Genomic DNA, 14,889 nt, shown 5'->3' with positions numbered 1-14,889 from the left:
AGCGCCAGAGTTTTTCGAACCCTCCGCATTCTTTCAGCGCAGAGATAATGAGATTAGCACCCGCGAGGCCTAACTCAACTTCTGCGAGTGTTATGCTCGAACCTTGTCGATGGCCCACGGCATGGCGGGCGGCAATGACGTTACTGTATCGACTGACGCTGGAGGGGTCGATCTTGTCCTCAAAAGCAGTTTTGAATGCCTCCCCAAACTGCAAAACTAGCTTTCCAATGTCCGATTTTGGCGTTCGCCGAATAATTCCGTCCATGTTGCCCTGAATAAACAGGCCCAGTGCGGCGCTCGAACAACTAGTGATATGATCCCTCACAACGCTCGCAATTTCTTCCTCCATCTCGGCATACAGAACTACCGAAACGTATTGAGCCAGGAAGCTAGAAATTGGCCCGTCAGATTGCCCTCCATCTTCCTGGCCCTTAATTAGCGCGATGGCTGTTTCTGTGCGGTCAAGGGGCATTTCGCGGCCTAGCAAATAAGCTCATTTGCGAGCTTCATTCGCCTTTGAAGGACAGCCTCATCGCTGGTGTTGTACGACACGTCCTCCATAAACGCCTCGGTGGCCAAGAGCTTTTTAAATTTGTCGGCCAGATCAGAAACGGTGGCGTTGCGCATCACAGCGACCATAACCGCATCCAAGGCGCTGAAATTCAGCCGCCCTCTCAAGTGGAAAGGCCGTTCTCCGATCTCTTGAACCACGAGGCTGCAGGCGTCAGAAAATCGACGAAAAACCTCCTCTCGTTCTGCCATAATTTTCAGATTTTCTGGAGCTTCACCCGCACGAAAGTGAGCTGCGCACTTATTCAGAAATTGCTTCATCGGTTTGTCGTAATTCTCAAAGTCACGATATAAAGCAATAACCCTCAATACCAACTCAACATCTTTTAATCGTTTATCAGATTTTGTTGTACCCAGTATCTTTTGCCAATCCTGTAGACCATTTACGACCTTCAATTCATTGAGAAATTCACTGGAAAATACGCACTGCCTTACCTCCATGGCATTCAATCGGATTCCACCAGTGTTAAGCCTCTCAAATATATGATATATACTTGAATGATCTGCTGGGTGCGTTTGCTGGATGACAATAGCACGCAATACCGCAGTTTCTAGATTAAAGCGGTCAGTTTCACCCAGGTCAGCGAAAGTCTTGCCTTCCCATCTTGCATCGACGCCCTTCAATCTAAAGCGGCTTTCCCCGAAAATTCCTCTCTGAAAATCAACGACACTGTGAATTCGTTGCTGCCCATCAACTATCCAAAACTGTTTTGATCCAGCGGGCTTATATAGAAATACGGGTGGAACAGGTAGTCCGAGCAAAAAGCTCTCAATTAGCTTACTTGCTCGTGTCTGGTCCCAAACATAGCCTCTCTGAAACGGGGGTATCCATAATTGTTCGTTTGTCCACTGCTCAAGGTAGCCCTTCAGAGTGGTGTCAGCGGGGTACGAAAAAATCTCATACTTTGGCGCCGGGGTCGCCTCATTTTCGGGGTCAGGCTCCGTTACCTCATAATCCAGGATCGAGAAGTCAGTGTCATTTTCCGCCATATCGTCTCTAATCCCGCAATTGATGGGGCGCGTGCCTTGCCTCCATCTAAGGTCACTCATCCAATTAGGTTGCCGAGTATGGCACTTTGAAGCAACGAGTTTTGGACCTGCACGGTTTCTCGTGGCGCTGTCCGTAGGAGAATGAACCGCCACAGGAATGATAACTAGCTCAGGTCCGACAGAAGAAACCTTTCAGGCGCCTACCATTCAGTTTTGGCCGTTCCTTGCCGCTGAATGCGGTCTTTCCGAACGGTCGGTGTCCAGCTACAAGCCACTGTTTCGACGAAGGCCCCTGAATGACGGCAATGTCCCAGCCCCGTCCTTTGGATCGGCAAGCTGAGACGACGTACAAGACTTTAATCCACGCCCCCTCAATCATCCCAAACCTCGTCCGGATAGAACTCCGCCTCCGGATCGGCCCCTTCCGCCAACATTGGCACGGGCTCTGGTGCCAGCGCGGTCGGGTCCACCACCGGCACCTCGCCATCAAACGCCACGCGTATCCATGCGCCGAAATCGGCCGATGCCTGGAACACGGCCTGCACTTCCCGGCCTTCGCGGATCAGGGCGCCGATCCGGCCACAGCGTTCAGCGGTGAGATAGCCGATCTGTATGCCGCGCATGGAGAACACGGCCACGGCGCTGGGGTCTGCCGGGTTGTTCGGTTGCGGACACAACTCCACCGGTTCGCCCGGCGAGGAGAGCATGATTTCGAAGCGGCGGTTGCTTTTTGCCTTGTCGGGGTTGGCGTGGTGCACGCCAACCACCGCCAGCGACATCGCCGGCAAAGCCATCAGATCTTGCGGACGACCGCAACCACGCGGCCGAACAGGTTCAGTTCGCCGTCATAGGCGGTTTCGGCCGGCACGCTCTGGTTGTCAGACAAAATCTTCACCCCGCCATCGGGCATCGGGCGGAGGCGCTTGATCATGCCAAGGCCAGCATAGTTGAACGCCCAGATCTGGTCGCTCATGGTCATCCGCCGGGTTGAGGCGTCAATGATCAGAAGATCATTGGGATGAACCGTGGGCATCATCGAATCGCCCACGCCGTGGGCAAAATAGATCAGTTCCGGCGGTGCGCTGGTGAAGGCCCGGATGAAGGTTTCCGGGAACATGCGCATTTCCTCGTCAACCGGGTTGTCGACGTAAGTTGCGCCCATGCCGAATGCGAGATCGAGATGCCGGATGGGAATCAGCCCATGCTCGGCCGCCAGTTCCTCGAAGGTTGCCACTTTGGCCGGCACCAAACCCGGCGTCGGATCGTCTGTATCTCCTGCCAAATAGGCTGGAGACACTCCCAACTCCGCTGCAATCCGGTGAAGATGCTTAGAACCTTGGCTCGGCTCCTTCACCAATTTCCAGATCGTAGCTTGAGATACCCCTACTCGCCGAGCGAGCTCGCTCTGCGAAAGGCCCTTTTCGCTTATCAGCGCAGCAAGACGATCAGCTCTAAACATAGGCTGCACATTACAACCATGGCTGTACCTGTCTCTAAACGTTTTTCGTTTGACAGATTTAAAACTTTGGCTGTAGTCAACCGCCATGGTAATAAACCCTACCCCCTATGAGGCCCTACAATGGGCACTGGAAATTGCAGGTTCGCAATCTGCACTAGCTCGTAAGATCGGGCTCTCGCAGGCGGCTGTGTGGAAGTGGGTCCAAAGCTCCAAACGTGTCCCCGCCGAGTTCGTCCTGCGTGTTGAAGCTGCCACTGGCGTTCCCCGTCATCACCTTCGCCCCGATATCTATCCCGCCGACCTCGGCCCCTCGCCCGATTGGCCCGCAGGCCATGGACACGAGCGCGCAGCGGCGGTGGTCCCGCTTCACCAGCCCCACACCCCGAACAGGAGCGCCGCCGCGTGACCGAACCGAAATCCATGGCGGGCGCCATGCAGACCTATCTCGCCGCCCTGAACGATCCCGATCTGAGCGCGGCCGACCGTCAGCACGCCGGCCGCCAGTTCGTGGACGATATGCAGGCGGCATCGGACCAGCTTCTCAGCCGCAGCCAGCAGGCCATCGAACAGGCGATCGATGCCCGCGTTGATGCCCGCGTCGACGAACGCCTGCGCACATTGGGATTGCTGGCCGGAGGCGGAACGATCCGCATCCGCGACACTGGCTTGCTCTCGGAAATGCGCCAGTTCACCGAGATGGTGCGCAATTTCGACGCCCATCTTGCCAGCGAGGGAACGCCCGAATCCGAATGGGCAAAGGGCATCGATCGCTCCCGGCGCAACCATGCGTATGCACTCCAGCAACTGCGTGACAGCCAGATCGACGAACGCCTGCGCGCGCTGGGATTGCTGCCCGTTGAAGCAGAGGGATCAGTCGATGCTGTTTCGGGCTGACCGTTCCAGCGCATTCTGCAGGGCGATCAGCGTGGCGGGGTCCTGCCGGCCCGTGGCCATCGCCCGTTCGATGCCTTGCAGCATCTCGCCGGCCTCCGCGCCGTCCATCAGCCCCTTGTCCACCATCACGGTGGCGAAGCGGCAGGTGAACTCCAGCAGGGCCGCGCCGAAATCCGCGCGCGTGTTCGGTGTTTCGTCCGGTTTGCTCATGCAGGCCGGATACCGCACGCGGCATCGCCCTGTCTCTTTCAATCGAACCGCGATTTTGAAAGGATTTACCGGCGCATGACGAAGCTGCGCGAACCCATCACGTTTCACCGTGCGCTTATGGTGATCGCCGCGCGCATCGGGTGGGATCGTTGCGCCGCGATCTGCGGGCGCAGCGAACGCCTGGTGCGCATGTGGTCCGATCCCGATGTGGACAGCGAGATATCGATTCTCGATGCCCTGCGGCTCGACAAGGCCTTTGTGGCCAGCGGTGGGGATCACGGGCCGTTCCAGCGGGTGTTCACGCTCCAGCTTGATGTGCTGGCGCGGGATGTGGCGCTGGATATCGCTCATGCCGCCGCCAGCGCCGCCAAGGAGGGCGGAGAGGCCGTTGCCGCGCTGATCGCCGCCGCCAACCGCCCTCATGACCCTGAGGCGCGCCGCCGCGCCTTTCAGGAGGCTGAGGAGGCGGTGGGCGCGCTCAAGGATGGCGTCGCCGCGCTGAAGCGGCAGGAACAGGGGAACTGATCGCATGGATGATCACACTTATCTCGCGCCCGTTCCGGCCGAAGCCGCGCAACCGGCCCCCGCCGCCTTCCCGCTCGATGTCCCGTTCGATGGCACGCAGCCCACGCGATCGGGCGCGCTGCGTTGTCCGCATTGCCGCTTCATCGGCTATCGCCGGTCCAGCCGGGCGATCACCGAAACCCATCGCGACATCTACTATCAGTGCCCCAACGTGTTGTGCGGGCACACATGGAAAGCCACGGAAAGCTATGATTTCGGGATCGTGCCCAGCGCCATCCCCAACCCCCGCGTCACCCTGCCCCTGCGCCCGGTTTCCCGGCAGCAGGCGCTGGAGGCGATGACACCGCCCGATCCGAATCAACCCGGCCTCTTCGATGGCATGCGCCCCGCGCCGCCACGGGAGCCGCCGGGATGATCTGAGCCCCCTTCCCCCGCCACATCTCTTTTCGCTTCGCCCGCGCCGGGCCTCGCTTCCGGCAACGGGGAAGCCATGCCCAAAGGAAACGCCCATGTCCTTCCTTGCTGCGCAGCGGCCCACCGCCGATCCCCGCCTCCACGTCGCCACCTTTGAATGCGCGTCGTGCGGCTCCCTCCACATCGCCGCCGATGGCGTTGTGCCCGTGGGCTGGACGGCCCGGCACGGCAACGTCTGGTGCACCGATTGCACGCGCGCCGGCATCCCGGTGCGCGAACTGCGGCAAGCCAGCAGCGGGAGGGCCGCGTGATGCTCAACCCGGTCAGGCATATTCGCGGGGCGGAACGGCTCGCCCGGCTGCAGCAGGCGCGCGAATGGCGCGAACGGATGAAGCCCGTGTTCGATGCCATCTATGGCCGCCAGTGTGTCACCTGCCCCACGTGCAGCGGCGCGGGCATCGTTGCGGAGGCGCCCGATGAAACCCATTGATCGCACCGCCCGCATCCGCACCGGGGATCTGGCGCGGCCCGCCCTGCTGCTCGGCGCGGTCATGGCCTTCTGGCACTTTGCCGATCGCGTGATCGCCGGGCTGGCGCAGTGCCCTTTGCAGGGGTGCCTGCCATGGAACTGAAGCAGCCCGGCACCGCCGCCGATGCCGATCTGCGCCGCTGGCGCCGCAATGCCGCCATCCGGCAGATCATGATTATCATCGGCACGCTGGCCATATCCGCCGGTGCCGGCGCGATCTTCGCCGCCACCTCGCTCGCCCTGGGCAGGCTGTGATGCTGATCGCCGCCATCGCCTTCAGTGCCGGAACCGCCTTTGGCGCGTTCTGGTGCGCGTTTCACCGCCGGAAGGATCGCCAATGACCAGCCAGCTCACCATCCCGGTCGATCTGCCGGATGAACGCCGCCCTGCGGACGATCGCCTGCGCCTGCTGATCGAACGGATCGAACGGCTAGAGGAAGAGAAGAAGGGCCTCGGGGAGGATATCCGCGATGTCTACAATGAAGGGCGTTCGGTTGGCTACGATGCGCGCCTCATGCGCCAGCTCGTCCGCCTGCGGAAGATGAAGCCTGATGACCGGCGAGAGATGGAATGCATCCTCGAAGCCTACAAATGCGCGCTGGGGATGGACTGATGGAAACGGCTGCGCCCCCATTCGTCGCCCCGGCGCCGGTCCGGTTCCGTCAGGCAGACATTCGCCGCGCCATCAACTCGGTCAACGGGCTGGGTTTTGAGGAAGTGCGCGTCGCCATCCGGCTCGATGGCAGCCTGGAGGTGACCGTGCGGCGCAACGCCGTCGACGATACCATGGGCGAGGAGCTCGATTGATGAAACGCCGCTGGCTTCCAGTGAACGTCTCCCAGTACCGGGATCGGCACGGCAAGGTCCGTTACCGGTATCGGCGCAAGGGGCAGCCTACCTATCACTTCCGGAACGCGCCCGGCACGCCCGAATTCATGGAGGAATACGCCGCTGCCCAGGCTGCCGTGAAGCCGAAGGTCGAACGCTTCGCGCCCTACACCTACGATGCGCTGGTCGTCAGCTTCTACCAAAGCCCGCGCTGGCTCGACAGCAAGCGCAGCACCCAGCAGACCTACCGCAACATCATCGAACGCTTCCGCGCCAGGAACGGCCACAAGGACGTGCGCCGCGTCACCACGGAGAACGTGGAGCGCAAGCTCACGTCGATGCGCGATACGCCGGCGGCGGCGAACAACCTGCGCAAGGTGCTGGCGCGCCTTCACCGCCATGCCATCAAGCTGGGCTGGCGGACGGATAACCCGGTGGAGGCAACGGATGCCTTCCGCACCGGCAAGGGCTTCCATGCGTGGACCGAGGCGGAGCTCGATGCCTTCGATTCGCAGTGGCCCTTCGGCACACGCGAACGACTCGCCAAGGAACTCCTGCTCGCCACCGCGCTCCGCAAGTCAGACATCCTGCTGGTCGGCCCCGCGAATCGAATCGGCGATGATCTGATCCTGCACCACTCCAAGAACGATAGCGGCACACACGTTCCCATGGGGCCAGACCTGCTCGAGGCGCTGCGCACCTTCCCGGGCGGCCAGACGGTCTATCTGGAAACGATGTACGGCAAGCCGTTCTCGTCCACCGGCTTCTACAACTGGTTCAAGCGCGCCTGCCTCAAGGCAGGCCTCCCCCACTGCTCCCCCCACGGCCTCCGCAAGGCCACCAGCCGCCGCCTGGCAGAATCAGGCGCAACCACGCTGGAGGGCCGCGCCGTCACCGGCCACAAGACCGATCGCGAATTCGCAAAGTACGCCGAAAGCGCGAACAAACGAGCACTCGCCGGTAAAGCGTTGGCGAACCTTCACGAAAGGTTCGCCAAATCCAGCCGCAAAAACCCCGCAATCCCGCAGGAAACCAAGGAAAAGGAGAAGAATGGTGGTGGACAGGGCTAGATTCGAACTAGCGTACGCTTGCGCGGGCAGATTTACAGTCTGCTGCCTTTAACCACTCGGCCACCTGTCCACACCAGTGCTGCCGGTGCGAGGGTTCCCCGGAAACGGGTCCGCCTCTGATTTGAGACCCCCGCGAAGGGGCCGTCCGGCCGAGAGGCGGCCCCTTTGGCGAAGCATCGCTTGCCTGTCAATGGGGCGACTGGCAGGAGGCGCACGATATTTTCGCATTCCAGCATAAAGGTACTCTCCATGGCCGCTCCCCACGATCATCGCGAAGCCCGGCAAGACGGACAGCGCAAGGGCCGCGCGCTGCGCGGGCGCGCAGGGCGGATGCAGGGCGGCCGGGGCAGTGGGCGCGGCAGCCAGGGCACCGTGCGCCTGTGGGGCCGCCACGCTGTGGAAGCCGCACTGACGAATCCCGATCGCGTGGCCAAGAAACTGTGGGGCACGCGCGAAGCGATCCAGGCGATGCTCGACGATCACGACGCCGAACTGCCCGCGTCGCTGCCGGTGGAATACGCGCAGGCCGCCGATCTCGGCCGGCTGGTGGCGCGCGATGCGCCGCACCAGGGCCTTGTGCTCGAATGCCTGCCGCTGGACGACGTGGCGCTCGACGACGTGCTGGACGAAGCCGACGGCAAGACGCTGGTGCTGCTCGACCAGGTCACCGATCCGCACAACGTGGGCGCCATCCTGCGCAGTTGCGCGGCGTTCGGCGTGGCGGCGATCGTCACGCAGGATCGCCATGCCCCGCCCGAATCGGGCACGCTGGCGAAATCGGCCTCGGGCGCGCTCGAAACGGTGCCGTGGGTGCGCGTGGTAAACCTCGCCCGCGCGCTGGAGGATATCGCCGAGGCCGGATACTGGCGGATCGGCCTGGACGGCGATGGCAAGGATGCCTTCCCGCAGGCGGTGCCCTCCGGGCCGGTCGCGCTCGTGCTGGGGGCCGAGGGCGAAGGGCTTCGGCACAACGTGGCGCAGCATTGCGATTCGATCGCGCGCCTGCCGATCTCCTCGGCGATCGAAAGTCTCAACGTGTCCAACGCCGCCGCGATCGCGCTCTATGCGATCGCCACGCGTACGACCGACTGAACCGGAAGGAAGCACATCGTGAGCACAAAGCGCCTGTTCACCGGTACGCTGCTGGTGCTGGCATCGCTGGTACTGGCCGCCTGCATGTTGCTGCCCGGCAAGTTCGGATCGGATCTCACCCTGCACCGCGACGGCACGTTCAGCTTCACCTACAAGGGCGAGATTTTCCTGCTTCCGCTGTCGAAGCTGGCGCAGGACAAGCCGGCCGGCACGGGCGAGAAGAAGCCGTTCACCCCTTCGCCCTGCCGGGATGAAGGCAGTCAGGCCAGCCGGCCCTGCACCAAGGCCGAAGTCGACGCGCAGCGTGCCGCGTGGGACGTCGCGCAGCCCGGGGCATCGCAGCGCGACGCGGAGAACGAACGCATGGCCAAGGCCTGGCTCGGCGGGCTGGACCCGTCCGATCCGAAGGCGGCCGATGCGTTCGCGGAACGCCTGTCACGCCAGGCGGGCTGGAAATCGGTGATCAATCGCGGCGACGGACGGTTCGAAGTGGAATATGCCGTTAGCGGACGGCTCGACCACGATTTCAGCTTCCCGATGATCGAACGGATGCCGGCGGTGGTGCCCTTCGTCACGATGATCCGCCGCGCCGACGGCAGCGTGCGGATCGATGCCCCCGCCTTCGCCAGCAGCGCTTCCGCATCGCCACTCATGGCGATGCTGGCGGAAGTGGCCAAGGACAAGGCCAAGGGCAGTGACGGCACCCTGCCGCAGATGGACGGCACGTTCACGCTGCATACCGACGGTGCGATCCTGGCGAACAACACCGACGAAGGCGCCAAGCCCGATCCGGCCGGACAAAGGCTGGACTGGAAGGTCGATGTCCGGACGGCCGCGATGCCAACGGCACTGATCCGGCTCGATCGATAAGCTTCACCCCAAAAAGAAAAACCGCGCCGATCGCATGACCGGCGCGGTTTTTCTGTGCTCGGACTTCCAGCAACGGCCGGGCTTCTGCCGGCGCGACCCGTTCGCGCCAGGCGGCCCGGCTCGTTATCAGTTCACCGCGTCCTTCAGGCCCTTGCCGGCCTTGAACTTCGGCTGCGACGAGGCCTTGATCGACATCGGCTCACCCGTGCGCGGGTTACGGCCGGTCGAAGCCTTGCGCTTGGCGACCGAGAACGTGCCAAAACCGACCAGACGCACTTCGTCGCCCTTCGAGAGCGCCCCAGAGATGGAATCGAAAACGGCTTCCACCGCCTTCGTGGCATCACCTTTCGAGAGGCCGCTGGCATCGGCGACAGCGCTGATCAAATCGTTTTTGTTCATTGCGGAACCCCCTACCTTTTCTTGGGAAAACTGCGGTTTCGGAATCGCCTTTCGGGTGCGCGGGAATTGAGCGGAGAAAGAATCCGCTGTCAAAGACAAAAGCAACGAGAAACGTTGAATTTGTCTCAAAAACCAACGCATTTCCCGCAAACGGAAAGGCGCACCCCCATGCGGAGATGCGCCCCCTGGTGATTGCGGCTTCGCGGACGTCCCGCGAAGGAGACCGTCAGTGCGCGGTGGTGGAGGCCGGCTGGCCTCCCACAGCGGCTCCGGGTTGGCTCGCCAGATCGTCCGCTTCGGTCCACTCGATCGGCTCCAGCGGCCCGGCCAGCGCCAGCGCGAGTACCTCGTCCACGTGCTTTACCGGAACGATCTCAAGCCCTTCACGGATGTTGGCCGGAATCTCGGCCAGATCCTTGCGGTTCTCTTCCGGGATCAGCACGGTCTTGATGCCACCGCGCAGCGCGGCGAGCAGCTTTTCCTTCAGGCCACCGATCGCCAGCACGCGCCCGCGCAGCGTCACCTCGCCGGTCATCGCCACGTCCGCACGGACGGGGATGCCGGCCAGGGTCGAAACCATTGCCGTGACCATGCCGATGCCCGCGCTCGGCCCGTCCTTGGGCACGGCGCCTTCGGGCAAGTGGATGTGCAGGTCCTTGCGCGCGAAAATCGAAGGCTTGATGCCATAAGCCGGGCTGCGCGCCTTGACGAAGCTGAACGCCATCTGGACGCTTTCGCTCATGACCTCGCCCAGCTTGCCGGTCGTGCGCACGCCGCCCTTGCCGGGCACCGTCACGCTTTCGATCGTCAGCAGTTCACCGCCCACTTCGGTCCATGCCAGCCCGGTTACCGCGCCAACCTGGTTTTCCTCGTCGGAAACGCCATGGCGGAACTTGCGCACACCGGCATAATCGGCGAGGTTTTCGGGCGTCACGGAGACGGCCTTGGCCTTGCCTTCCAGAATCTGGCGCAGCGATTTGCGCGCGAGCCGGGCGATCTCGCGCTCCAGCGTGCGCACGCCGGCCTCGCGGGTGTAATAGCGGATCAGGTCGCGCAGCCCGGATTCGGTCAGCTCGAACTCACCCTTCTTCAATCCGTGCGCCTCGACCTGCTTGCCCACCAGATGGCGTTGCGCGATCTCGACCTTCTCGTCTTCGGTATACCCTTCGAGCCGGATGATCTCCATGCGATCGAGCAGCGGCTGCGGCAGGTTGAGGCTGTTCGCGGTGCAGACGAACATCACGTCCGACAGGTCCACGTCGAGTTCGAGGTAGTGATCCTGGAACTTGGCGTTCTGTTCGGGATCGAGCACTTCGAGCAGCGCGGACGCCGGATCGCCGCGGAAGTCCTGCCCCAGCTTGTCGATCTCGTCGAGCAGGAACAGCGGGTTCGAGGTGCCCGCCTTGCGCAGGTTGGTCACGATCTTGCCCGGCAGCGAGCCGATGTAGGTGCGCCGGTGGCCGCGAATTTCCGCCTCGTCGCGCACGCCGCCCAACGACTGGCGCACGAACTGGCGCCCGGTGGCCTTGGCGATCGACTTGCCCAGCGAGGTCTTGCCCACGCCCGGAGGGCCGACGAGGCACAGGATCGGCCCCTTCAGCTTGTTGGTGCGCGCCTGCACGGCCAGATATTCGACGATGCGGTCCTTGACCTTGTCGAGCGCGTAGTGGTCCGCATCGAGGACCGACTGCGCCGCCGCGATATCCTTCTTCAGCTTGCTGCGCTTGCCCCACGGCAGGCCCAGCAGCACGTCGAGGTAATTGCGGATGACCGTGGCCTCGGCGCTCATCGGCTGCATGGTCTTGAGCTTCTTCAGCTCCGCCTGCGCCTTGGCGCGCGCTTCCTTGGGAAGCTTGAGCCGGTCGATCTTGTCCTGCAGTTCCTGAATCTCGTTGGCTTCACCATCGTCGCTGCCGCCGAGTTCGGACTGGATCGCCTTCAACTGTTCGTTGAGGTAATATTCGCGCTGCGTCTTCTCCATCTGCCGCTTCACGCGGCCACGGATCTTCCGCTCGACCTGGAGCACGCCGAGTTCGCCTTCCATGAAGGAAAGCACCATCTCGAGCCGCTTGAGCGGATCGTTCTCGGACAGCAGCGCCTGCTTGTCGGACACCTTGGCCGCGATCTGACCGGCAACGGCGTCGGCAAGTGGGCCCGCTTCGGTGATCTCGCCAAGCTGGCCGGCGGCATCGGGCGACAGCTTCTTCGACAGCTTGGCATATTCACCAAACTGCTCGACGACCTGGCGCATCATCGCCTCGATCTCGGTGCTTTCGGCCTCGATCGCGTCGATCGTTTCCACCTGCGCCATCAGCACTTCGCCGTTGGCGCCGGTTTCGGGCGTCAGCGCTTCCAGCCGCGCGCGGCTTGTGCCTTCGACCAGCACGCGCACGGTGCCATCGGGCAGCTTCAGTAGTTGCAGCACCTTGGCGATGACGCCGGTATCGTACAGGTCATCCCGATCGGGATCGTCGCAGCCGGGATCGAGCTGGGCGAGCAGGAAAATATCGCGTTCGCCCGCCATCGCGGCTTCCAGCGCCGCGACCGACTTCGCGCGACCGACGAACAGGGGCACGACCATGCCCGGAAAGACAACAATGTCGCGCAGGGGAAGCAAGGGGTACAGATTCATCAGCAACTTTTCCGTCTGTCCCGGATCAGGGCGCCGGGCTTGAGCAGGATATGGGAGGGCATTCCCGCGCCCGCAATGGCAAAACGCATAACGGCTGTGGATCGGTGCTTTTCAGCCACTCCGCGCATTCCGTCCGCGCCAGCCCGCAATGACAAGGTCAAGGCGCTTCATCCCTCGGGCAGCAGCACCGCCGCGCCCTGCAGCGCGCCCGAACGCAGCCGGGCCAAAGCCTCATCGGCCTGCGCCAGCGGGAAGCTCTCGGTCACGGAACGGATGCCGGCTTGCTCGGCAACCGCGAAGAACGAAACGCCATCCTCGCGCGTCAGGTTGGCGACGGACAGGATCTGCCGCTCCTCCCACAGGTCGGCATAGGGAAAGGCGGGAATGTCGCTCATGTGGATGCCAGCGCAGACCACGCGCCCGCCCTTTCGCACCGCCTTGAGCGCCTGCGGCACCAGATCGCCCACCGGCGCGAAGATCAGCGCGGCGTCGAGCGGCTCGGGCGGCATCTCGTCCGATCCGCCGGCCCAGACGCAATCAAGCGAGCGGGCAAAGGCCTGCCCCGCCGCATCGTCGGGTTTGGTGAAGCCGTGGACCGTCCGCCCCTGCCAGACCGCCACTTGCGCCAGGATATGCGCCGCCGCGCCGAAGCCGTAGAGGCCGATCACCTTGCCCTCGCCCGCCAGCCGCAACGCGCGCCAGCCGATCAGACCGGCGCACAGCAGCGGCGCGGCCTCGACGTCGGAAAAGCAATCGGGCAGCGCGAAGCAGAAATGCGCGTCCGCCACGGTATGCGTGGCGTAGCCTCCGTCGCGCGTGGCTCCGGTGAACGCGGGCGCATCGCACAGGTTCTCGCGCCCGCTGGCGCAATAGGGGCACGTTCCACAGGTATGGCCAAGCCAGGGCACGCCCACGCGCTGGCCCACGGCAAAACCTGTCACGCCTTCGCCCAGCGCCATAACCCGCCCAACGATCTCGTGCCCCGGGATGACCGGATAGCGCGCCTTCACCTCGCCATCGAGGACGTGAAGGTCCGTGCGGCACACGCCACAGGCGCTTACCGCGATCAGCAGTTCGTTCGGGCCGGGCGCGGGAACCGCCCGCTCTATGCGCCTGAGCGGACGCCCGGGCGCCTCGATCTCCATCGCGACCATGATCTCAGACTTGTCCACGGGCCCATCCACACGGTTATTCACAGGCGGACGGCTCGCAAGGCAAAACCAGCGAGCAGCAGCATGAAGCCCTGCAGGAACAGGTCCACCGCCAACACCAGCCCCAGCACCCAGATCGTGTTCCACGGCCAGCCAAGTGCCAGCACCAGCGCCACGCCGATGCTGACGAGGCCGGAGAGTAGCAGCCAGCCCCACCCCCGCTCGCGCATGGCGAAGGCAACATAGGCGCGGACGAGCCCCGATGCGGCAAGGCTCGCCGCCAGCAGCAGGGTCAGCACGCCGGCCGCGAACAGCGGGTCGGCCAGCGTGACGAGCGCCGCGCCCATGTAGAGCAGGCCCGACAGCGCCCACCACCATGTCCGTCCCTGGCGCCGCACGCCGAAGGCGTGGACAAGCTGGAACACGCCGCCCGCAAACATCATGACGCCCACGGTGATGGTCGCGGCCAGCGTCGCGAACATAAGATTGGCCGACGCGAGCGCGCCAAGCATGGCCAGCACCACGCCCACACCCACAAACCATCCCCAGGCCCGGCCAGGGCGGTCATCGACAATCAGACTGCTGCCTATGATCTGTGTCATCCAAAGCGGCTCCCGATGCGGTGATACGGCGAATCCGAAGGCCCCACCCTAGCATCTTTTGCGCCGGTGGCGTTGGCATCGATAAAAAGGGCGGCGGCCATGTCGCGAGCGCCTGCGCGGAAACGAAAGCGGCGGGTTGTCTGGCCTGCCCGCCGGTGGCATCGTTGCCCCGCCATGCAGCGCATCACCATATCCGTCGACGAAACCCTTGCCACCTCGCTGGACAGCATGGCGCGCGAGAAAGGCTATTCCAGCCGTTCGGAAGCGGTGCGCGATCTGGTGCGCGGCGGACTGGAACAGTGGCACGGCGAAGCGCAAACGGGGGAGCATTGCGTCGCCAACCTGTCCTATGTGGTCGAGCATCGCGTCCGCGCGCTGCCGCAGCGGCTGGCGGAGATGCAGCACGCCCACCACGATCTTGTCGCCGCGCGGACCACGGTGGTCCTCGATCACTATCACAGCCTGGAAAGCGTGATCCTGAAAGGCCCGACGCACGCGGTGCGGGCCTTCGCCGATGCGGTCCGCTCGGAACGCGGCGTGCGGTTCGGCGCGATCAACCTGCTGCGCGTGCAGCCCGACGATAGCCATGACCATGCGGACGATCACGTCCACCACGGCCACAACCACCTGTCGCCCACGCTTTAGCACCCCGAC

The 14,889-nt window shown here is 63.4% G+C and carries 23 protein-coding genes and 1 tRNA gene; 14 read left to right on the top strand and 10 right to left on the bottom strand.

Annotated features, from left to right (window positions below; genetic code table 11):
• From B3547_RS07240 to B3547_RS07225, 4 genes are all read right to left on the bottom strand, one after another.
• Window positions 1–472, bottom strand: a 472-nt coding sequence (locus tag B3547_RS07240) for a hypothetical protein (RefSeq protein WP_292961642.1), incomplete at its 3' end; no start/stop codon positions are given.
• 8 nt (window positions 473–480) lie between these two features.
• Window positions 481–1,560 carry a DUF262 domain-containing protein gene (locus tag B3547_RS07235; RefSeq protein WP_292961640.1) on the bottom strand — a complete coding sequence of 360 codons (1,080 nt, stop codon included), beginning with the start codon at window positions 1,558–1,560 and terminating at the stop codon, window positions 481–483.
• 371 nt (window positions 1,561–1,931) lie between these two features.
• Window positions 1,932–2,339, bottom strand: a complete 408-nt coding sequence (locus tag B3547_RS07230; RefSeq protein WP_292961638.1) for an HIRAN domain-containing protein — start codon at window positions 2,337–2,339, stop codon at window positions 1,932–1,934.
• Between the two features lie 14 nt (window positions 2,340–2,353).
• Window positions 2,354–3,106: an XRE family transcriptional regulator gene (locus B3547_RS07225; protein WP_292961635.1), complete on the bottom strand. Its 753-nt coding sequence runs from the start codon at window positions 3,104–3,106 to the stop codon at window positions 2,354–2,356.
• Here B3547_RS07225 and B3547_RS07220 point away from each other — a divergent pair.
• Together B3547_RS07220 and B3547_RS07215 are read left to right on the top strand one after the other, a co-directional pair.
• Window positions 3,105–3,425 (top strand): transcriptional regulator, encoded by a 321-nt coding sequence (locus B3547_RS07220; protein ID WP_292961632.1) that lies wholly within the window; start codon window positions 3,105–3,107, stop codon window positions 3,423–3,425. The two genes, B3547_RS07225 and B3547_RS07220, sit on opposite strands and share 2 nt — an antisense overlap.
• The gene (locus tag B3547_RS07215) at window positions 3,422–3,913 is read left to right on the top strand and encodes a hypothetical protein (protein ID WP_292961629.1); all 492 of its coding nucleotides are present in this window, start codon (window positions 3,422–3,424) and stop codon (window positions 3,911–3,913) included. Before B3547_RS07220 ends, B3547_RS07215 begins: the two co-directional genes overlap by 4 nt.
• Here the strand turns inward: B3547_RS07215 and B3547_RS07210 are convergent.
• The gene (locus B3547_RS07210; RefSeq protein ID WP_292961627.1) at window positions 3,890–4,123 is read right to left on the bottom strand and encodes a hypothetical protein; all 234 of its coding nucleotides are present in this window, start codon (window positions 4,121–4,123) and stop codon (window positions 3,890–3,892) included. The genes B3547_RS07215 and B3547_RS07210 overlap by 24 nt on opposite strands.
• A gap of 75 nt (window positions 4,124–4,198) precedes the next feature.
• Here B3547_RS07210 and B3547_RS07205 point away from each other — a divergent pair, with 75 nt between their 5' ends.
• The 9 genes from B3547_RS07205 to B3547_RS07165 all read left to right on the top strand — a co-directional run bounded on the left by B3547_RS07205 (window position 4,199) and on the right by B3547_RS07165 (window position 7,489).
• Window positions 4,199–4,648, top strand: coding sequence for a hypothetical protein (locus tag B3547_RS07205; protein WP_292961625.1), 450 nt, complete (start codon window positions 4,199–4,201; stop codon window positions 4,646–4,648).
• 4 nt (window positions 4,649–4,652) lie between these two features.
• Window positions 4,653–5,063 (top strand): ogr/Delta-like zinc finger family protein, encoded by a 411-nt coding sequence (locus tag B3547_RS07200; RefSeq protein WP_292961623.1) that lies wholly within the window; start codon window positions 4,653–4,655, stop codon window positions 5,061–5,063.
• A 94-nt stretch (window positions 5,064–5,157) separates the two neighbouring features.
• Complete coding sequence (locus B3547_RS07195) at window positions 5,158–5,373, top strand: hypothetical protein (protein WP_292961621.1); 216 nt, start codon at window positions 5,158–5,160, stop codon at window positions 5,371–5,373.
• Window positions 5,370–5,552 carry a hypothetical protein gene (locus tag B3547_RS07190; RefSeq protein ID WP_292961620.1) on the top strand — a complete coding sequence of 61 codons (183 nt, stop codon included), beginning with the start codon at window positions 5,370–5,372 and terminating at the stop codon, window positions 5,550–5,552. The genes B3547_RS07195 and B3547_RS07190 overlap by 4 nt, the downstream gene beginning before the upstream one ends.
• On the top strand, window positions 5,539–5,694 hold the full coding sequence (locus tag B3547_RS07185) for a hypothetical protein (protein ID WP_292961619.1): 156 nt from the start codon (window positions 5,539–5,541) through the stop codon (window positions 5,692–5,694). The genes B3547_RS07190 and B3547_RS07185 overlap by 14 nt, the downstream gene beginning before the upstream one ends.
• Window positions 5,685–5,846 (top strand): hypothetical protein, encoded by a 162-nt coding sequence (locus B3547_RS07180; protein ID WP_292961618.1) that lies wholly within the window; start codon window positions 5,685–5,687, stop codon window positions 5,844–5,846. Before B3547_RS07185 ends, B3547_RS07180 begins: the two co-directional genes overlap by 10 nt.
• A gap of 82 nt (window positions 5,847–5,928) precedes the next feature.
• Window positions 5,929–6,204, top strand: a complete 276-nt coding sequence (locus B3547_RS07175) for a DUF2312 domain-containing protein (protein ID WP_292961617.1) — start codon at window positions 5,929–5,931, stop codon at window positions 6,202–6,204.
• Window positions 6,204–6,398 (top strand): hypothetical protein, encoded by a 195-nt coding sequence (locus B3547_RS07170; RefSeq protein ID WP_292961616.1) that lies wholly within the window; start codon window positions 6,204–6,206, stop codon window positions 6,396–6,398. The genes B3547_RS07175 and B3547_RS07170 overlap by 1 nt, the downstream gene beginning before the upstream one ends.
• Window positions 6,398–7,489, top strand: coding sequence for a tyrosine-type recombinase/integrase (locus B3547_RS07165; protein ID WP_292961615.1), 1,092 nt, complete (start codon window positions 6,398–6,400; stop codon window positions 7,487–7,489). Before B3547_RS07170 ends, B3547_RS07165 begins: the two co-directional genes overlap by 1 nt.
• On the opposite strand, the gene B3547_RS07160 is transcribed toward B3547_RS07165, so the two are convergent.
• Window positions 7,474–7,559, bottom strand: a tRNA-Tyr gene (locus B3547_RS07160). The genes B3547_RS07165 and B3547_RS07160 overlap by 16 nt on opposite strands.
• 179 nt (window positions 7,560–7,738) lie before the next feature.
• Between B3547_RS07160 and rlmB the strand changes: the two genes are divergently transcribed.
• Together rlmB and B3547_RS07150 are read left to right on the top strand one after the other, a co-directional pair.
• A complete protein-coding gene (rlmB, locus tag B3547_RS07155; RefSeq protein ID WP_124810307.1) occupies window positions 7,739–8,581 on the top strand; it encodes a 23S rRNA (guanosine(2251)-2'-O)-methyltransferase RlmB in 843 nt (280 codons plus the stop codon).
• An 18-nt stretch (window positions 8,582–8,599) separates the two neighbouring features.
• Window positions 8,600–9,451 carry a hypothetical protein gene (locus B3547_RS07150; protein WP_292961613.1) on the top strand — a complete coding sequence of 284 codons (852 nt, stop codon included), beginning with the start codon at window positions 8,600–8,602 and terminating at the stop codon, window positions 9,449–9,451.
• A 126-nt stretch (window positions 9,452–9,577) separates the two neighbouring features.
• On the opposite strand, the gene B3547_RS07145 is transcribed toward B3547_RS07150, so the two are convergent.
• The 4 genes from B3547_RS07145 to B3547_RS07130 form a co-directional block, all read right to left on the bottom strand.
• Entirely contained in the window at window positions 9,578–9,991 is a 414-nt protein-coding gene (locus B3547_RS07145; RefSeq protein ID WP_255352115.1) for an HU family DNA-binding protein, read from the bottom strand.
• Between the two features lie 85 nt (window positions 9,992–10,076).
• Window positions 10,077–12,482: an endopeptidase La gene (gene lon / locus B3547_RS07140; RefSeq protein ID WP_124810305.1), complete on the bottom strand. Its 2,406-nt coding sequence runs from the start codon at window positions 12,480–12,482 to the stop codon at window positions 10,077–10,079.
• 167 nt (window positions 12,483–12,649) lie between these two features.
• Window positions 12,650–13,654 carry a zinc-dependent alcohol dehydrogenase family protein gene (locus tag B3547_RS07135; RefSeq protein ID WP_349676478.1) on the bottom strand — a complete coding sequence of 335 codons (1,005 nt, stop codon included), beginning with the start codon at window positions 13,652–13,654 and terminating at the stop codon, window positions 12,650–12,652.
• A gap of 20 nt (window positions 13,655–13,674) precedes the next feature.
• Window positions 13,675–14,235 carry an HdeD family acid-resistance protein gene (locus B3547_RS07130; RefSeq protein ID WP_125955981.1) on the bottom strand — a complete coding sequence of 187 codons (561 nt, stop codon included), beginning with the start codon at window positions 14,233–14,235 and terminating at the stop codon, window positions 13,675–13,677.
• A gap of 174 nt (window positions 14,236–14,409) precedes the next feature.
• Here B3547_RS07130 and nikR point away from each other — a divergent pair, with 174 nt between their 5' ends.
• Window positions 14,410–14,880 (top strand): nickel-responsive transcriptional regulator NikR, encoded by a 471-nt coding sequence (gene nikR / locus B3547_RS07125; RefSeq protein ID WP_292961605.1) that lies wholly within the window; start codon window positions 14,410–14,412, stop codon window positions 14,878–14,880.
• Window positions 14,881–14,889 lie beyond the last annotated feature (9 nt).

It is taken from the genome of Novosphingobium sp. UBA1939 (assembly GCF_002336885.1).
Taxonomy (GTDB): Bacteria; Pseudomonadota; Alphaproteobacteria; order Sphingomonadales; family Sphingomonadaceae; genus Novosphingobium.
Note: the sequence above shows the minus strand (reverse complement) of the source record. Positions and strands in the feature narration are given on the sequence as shown.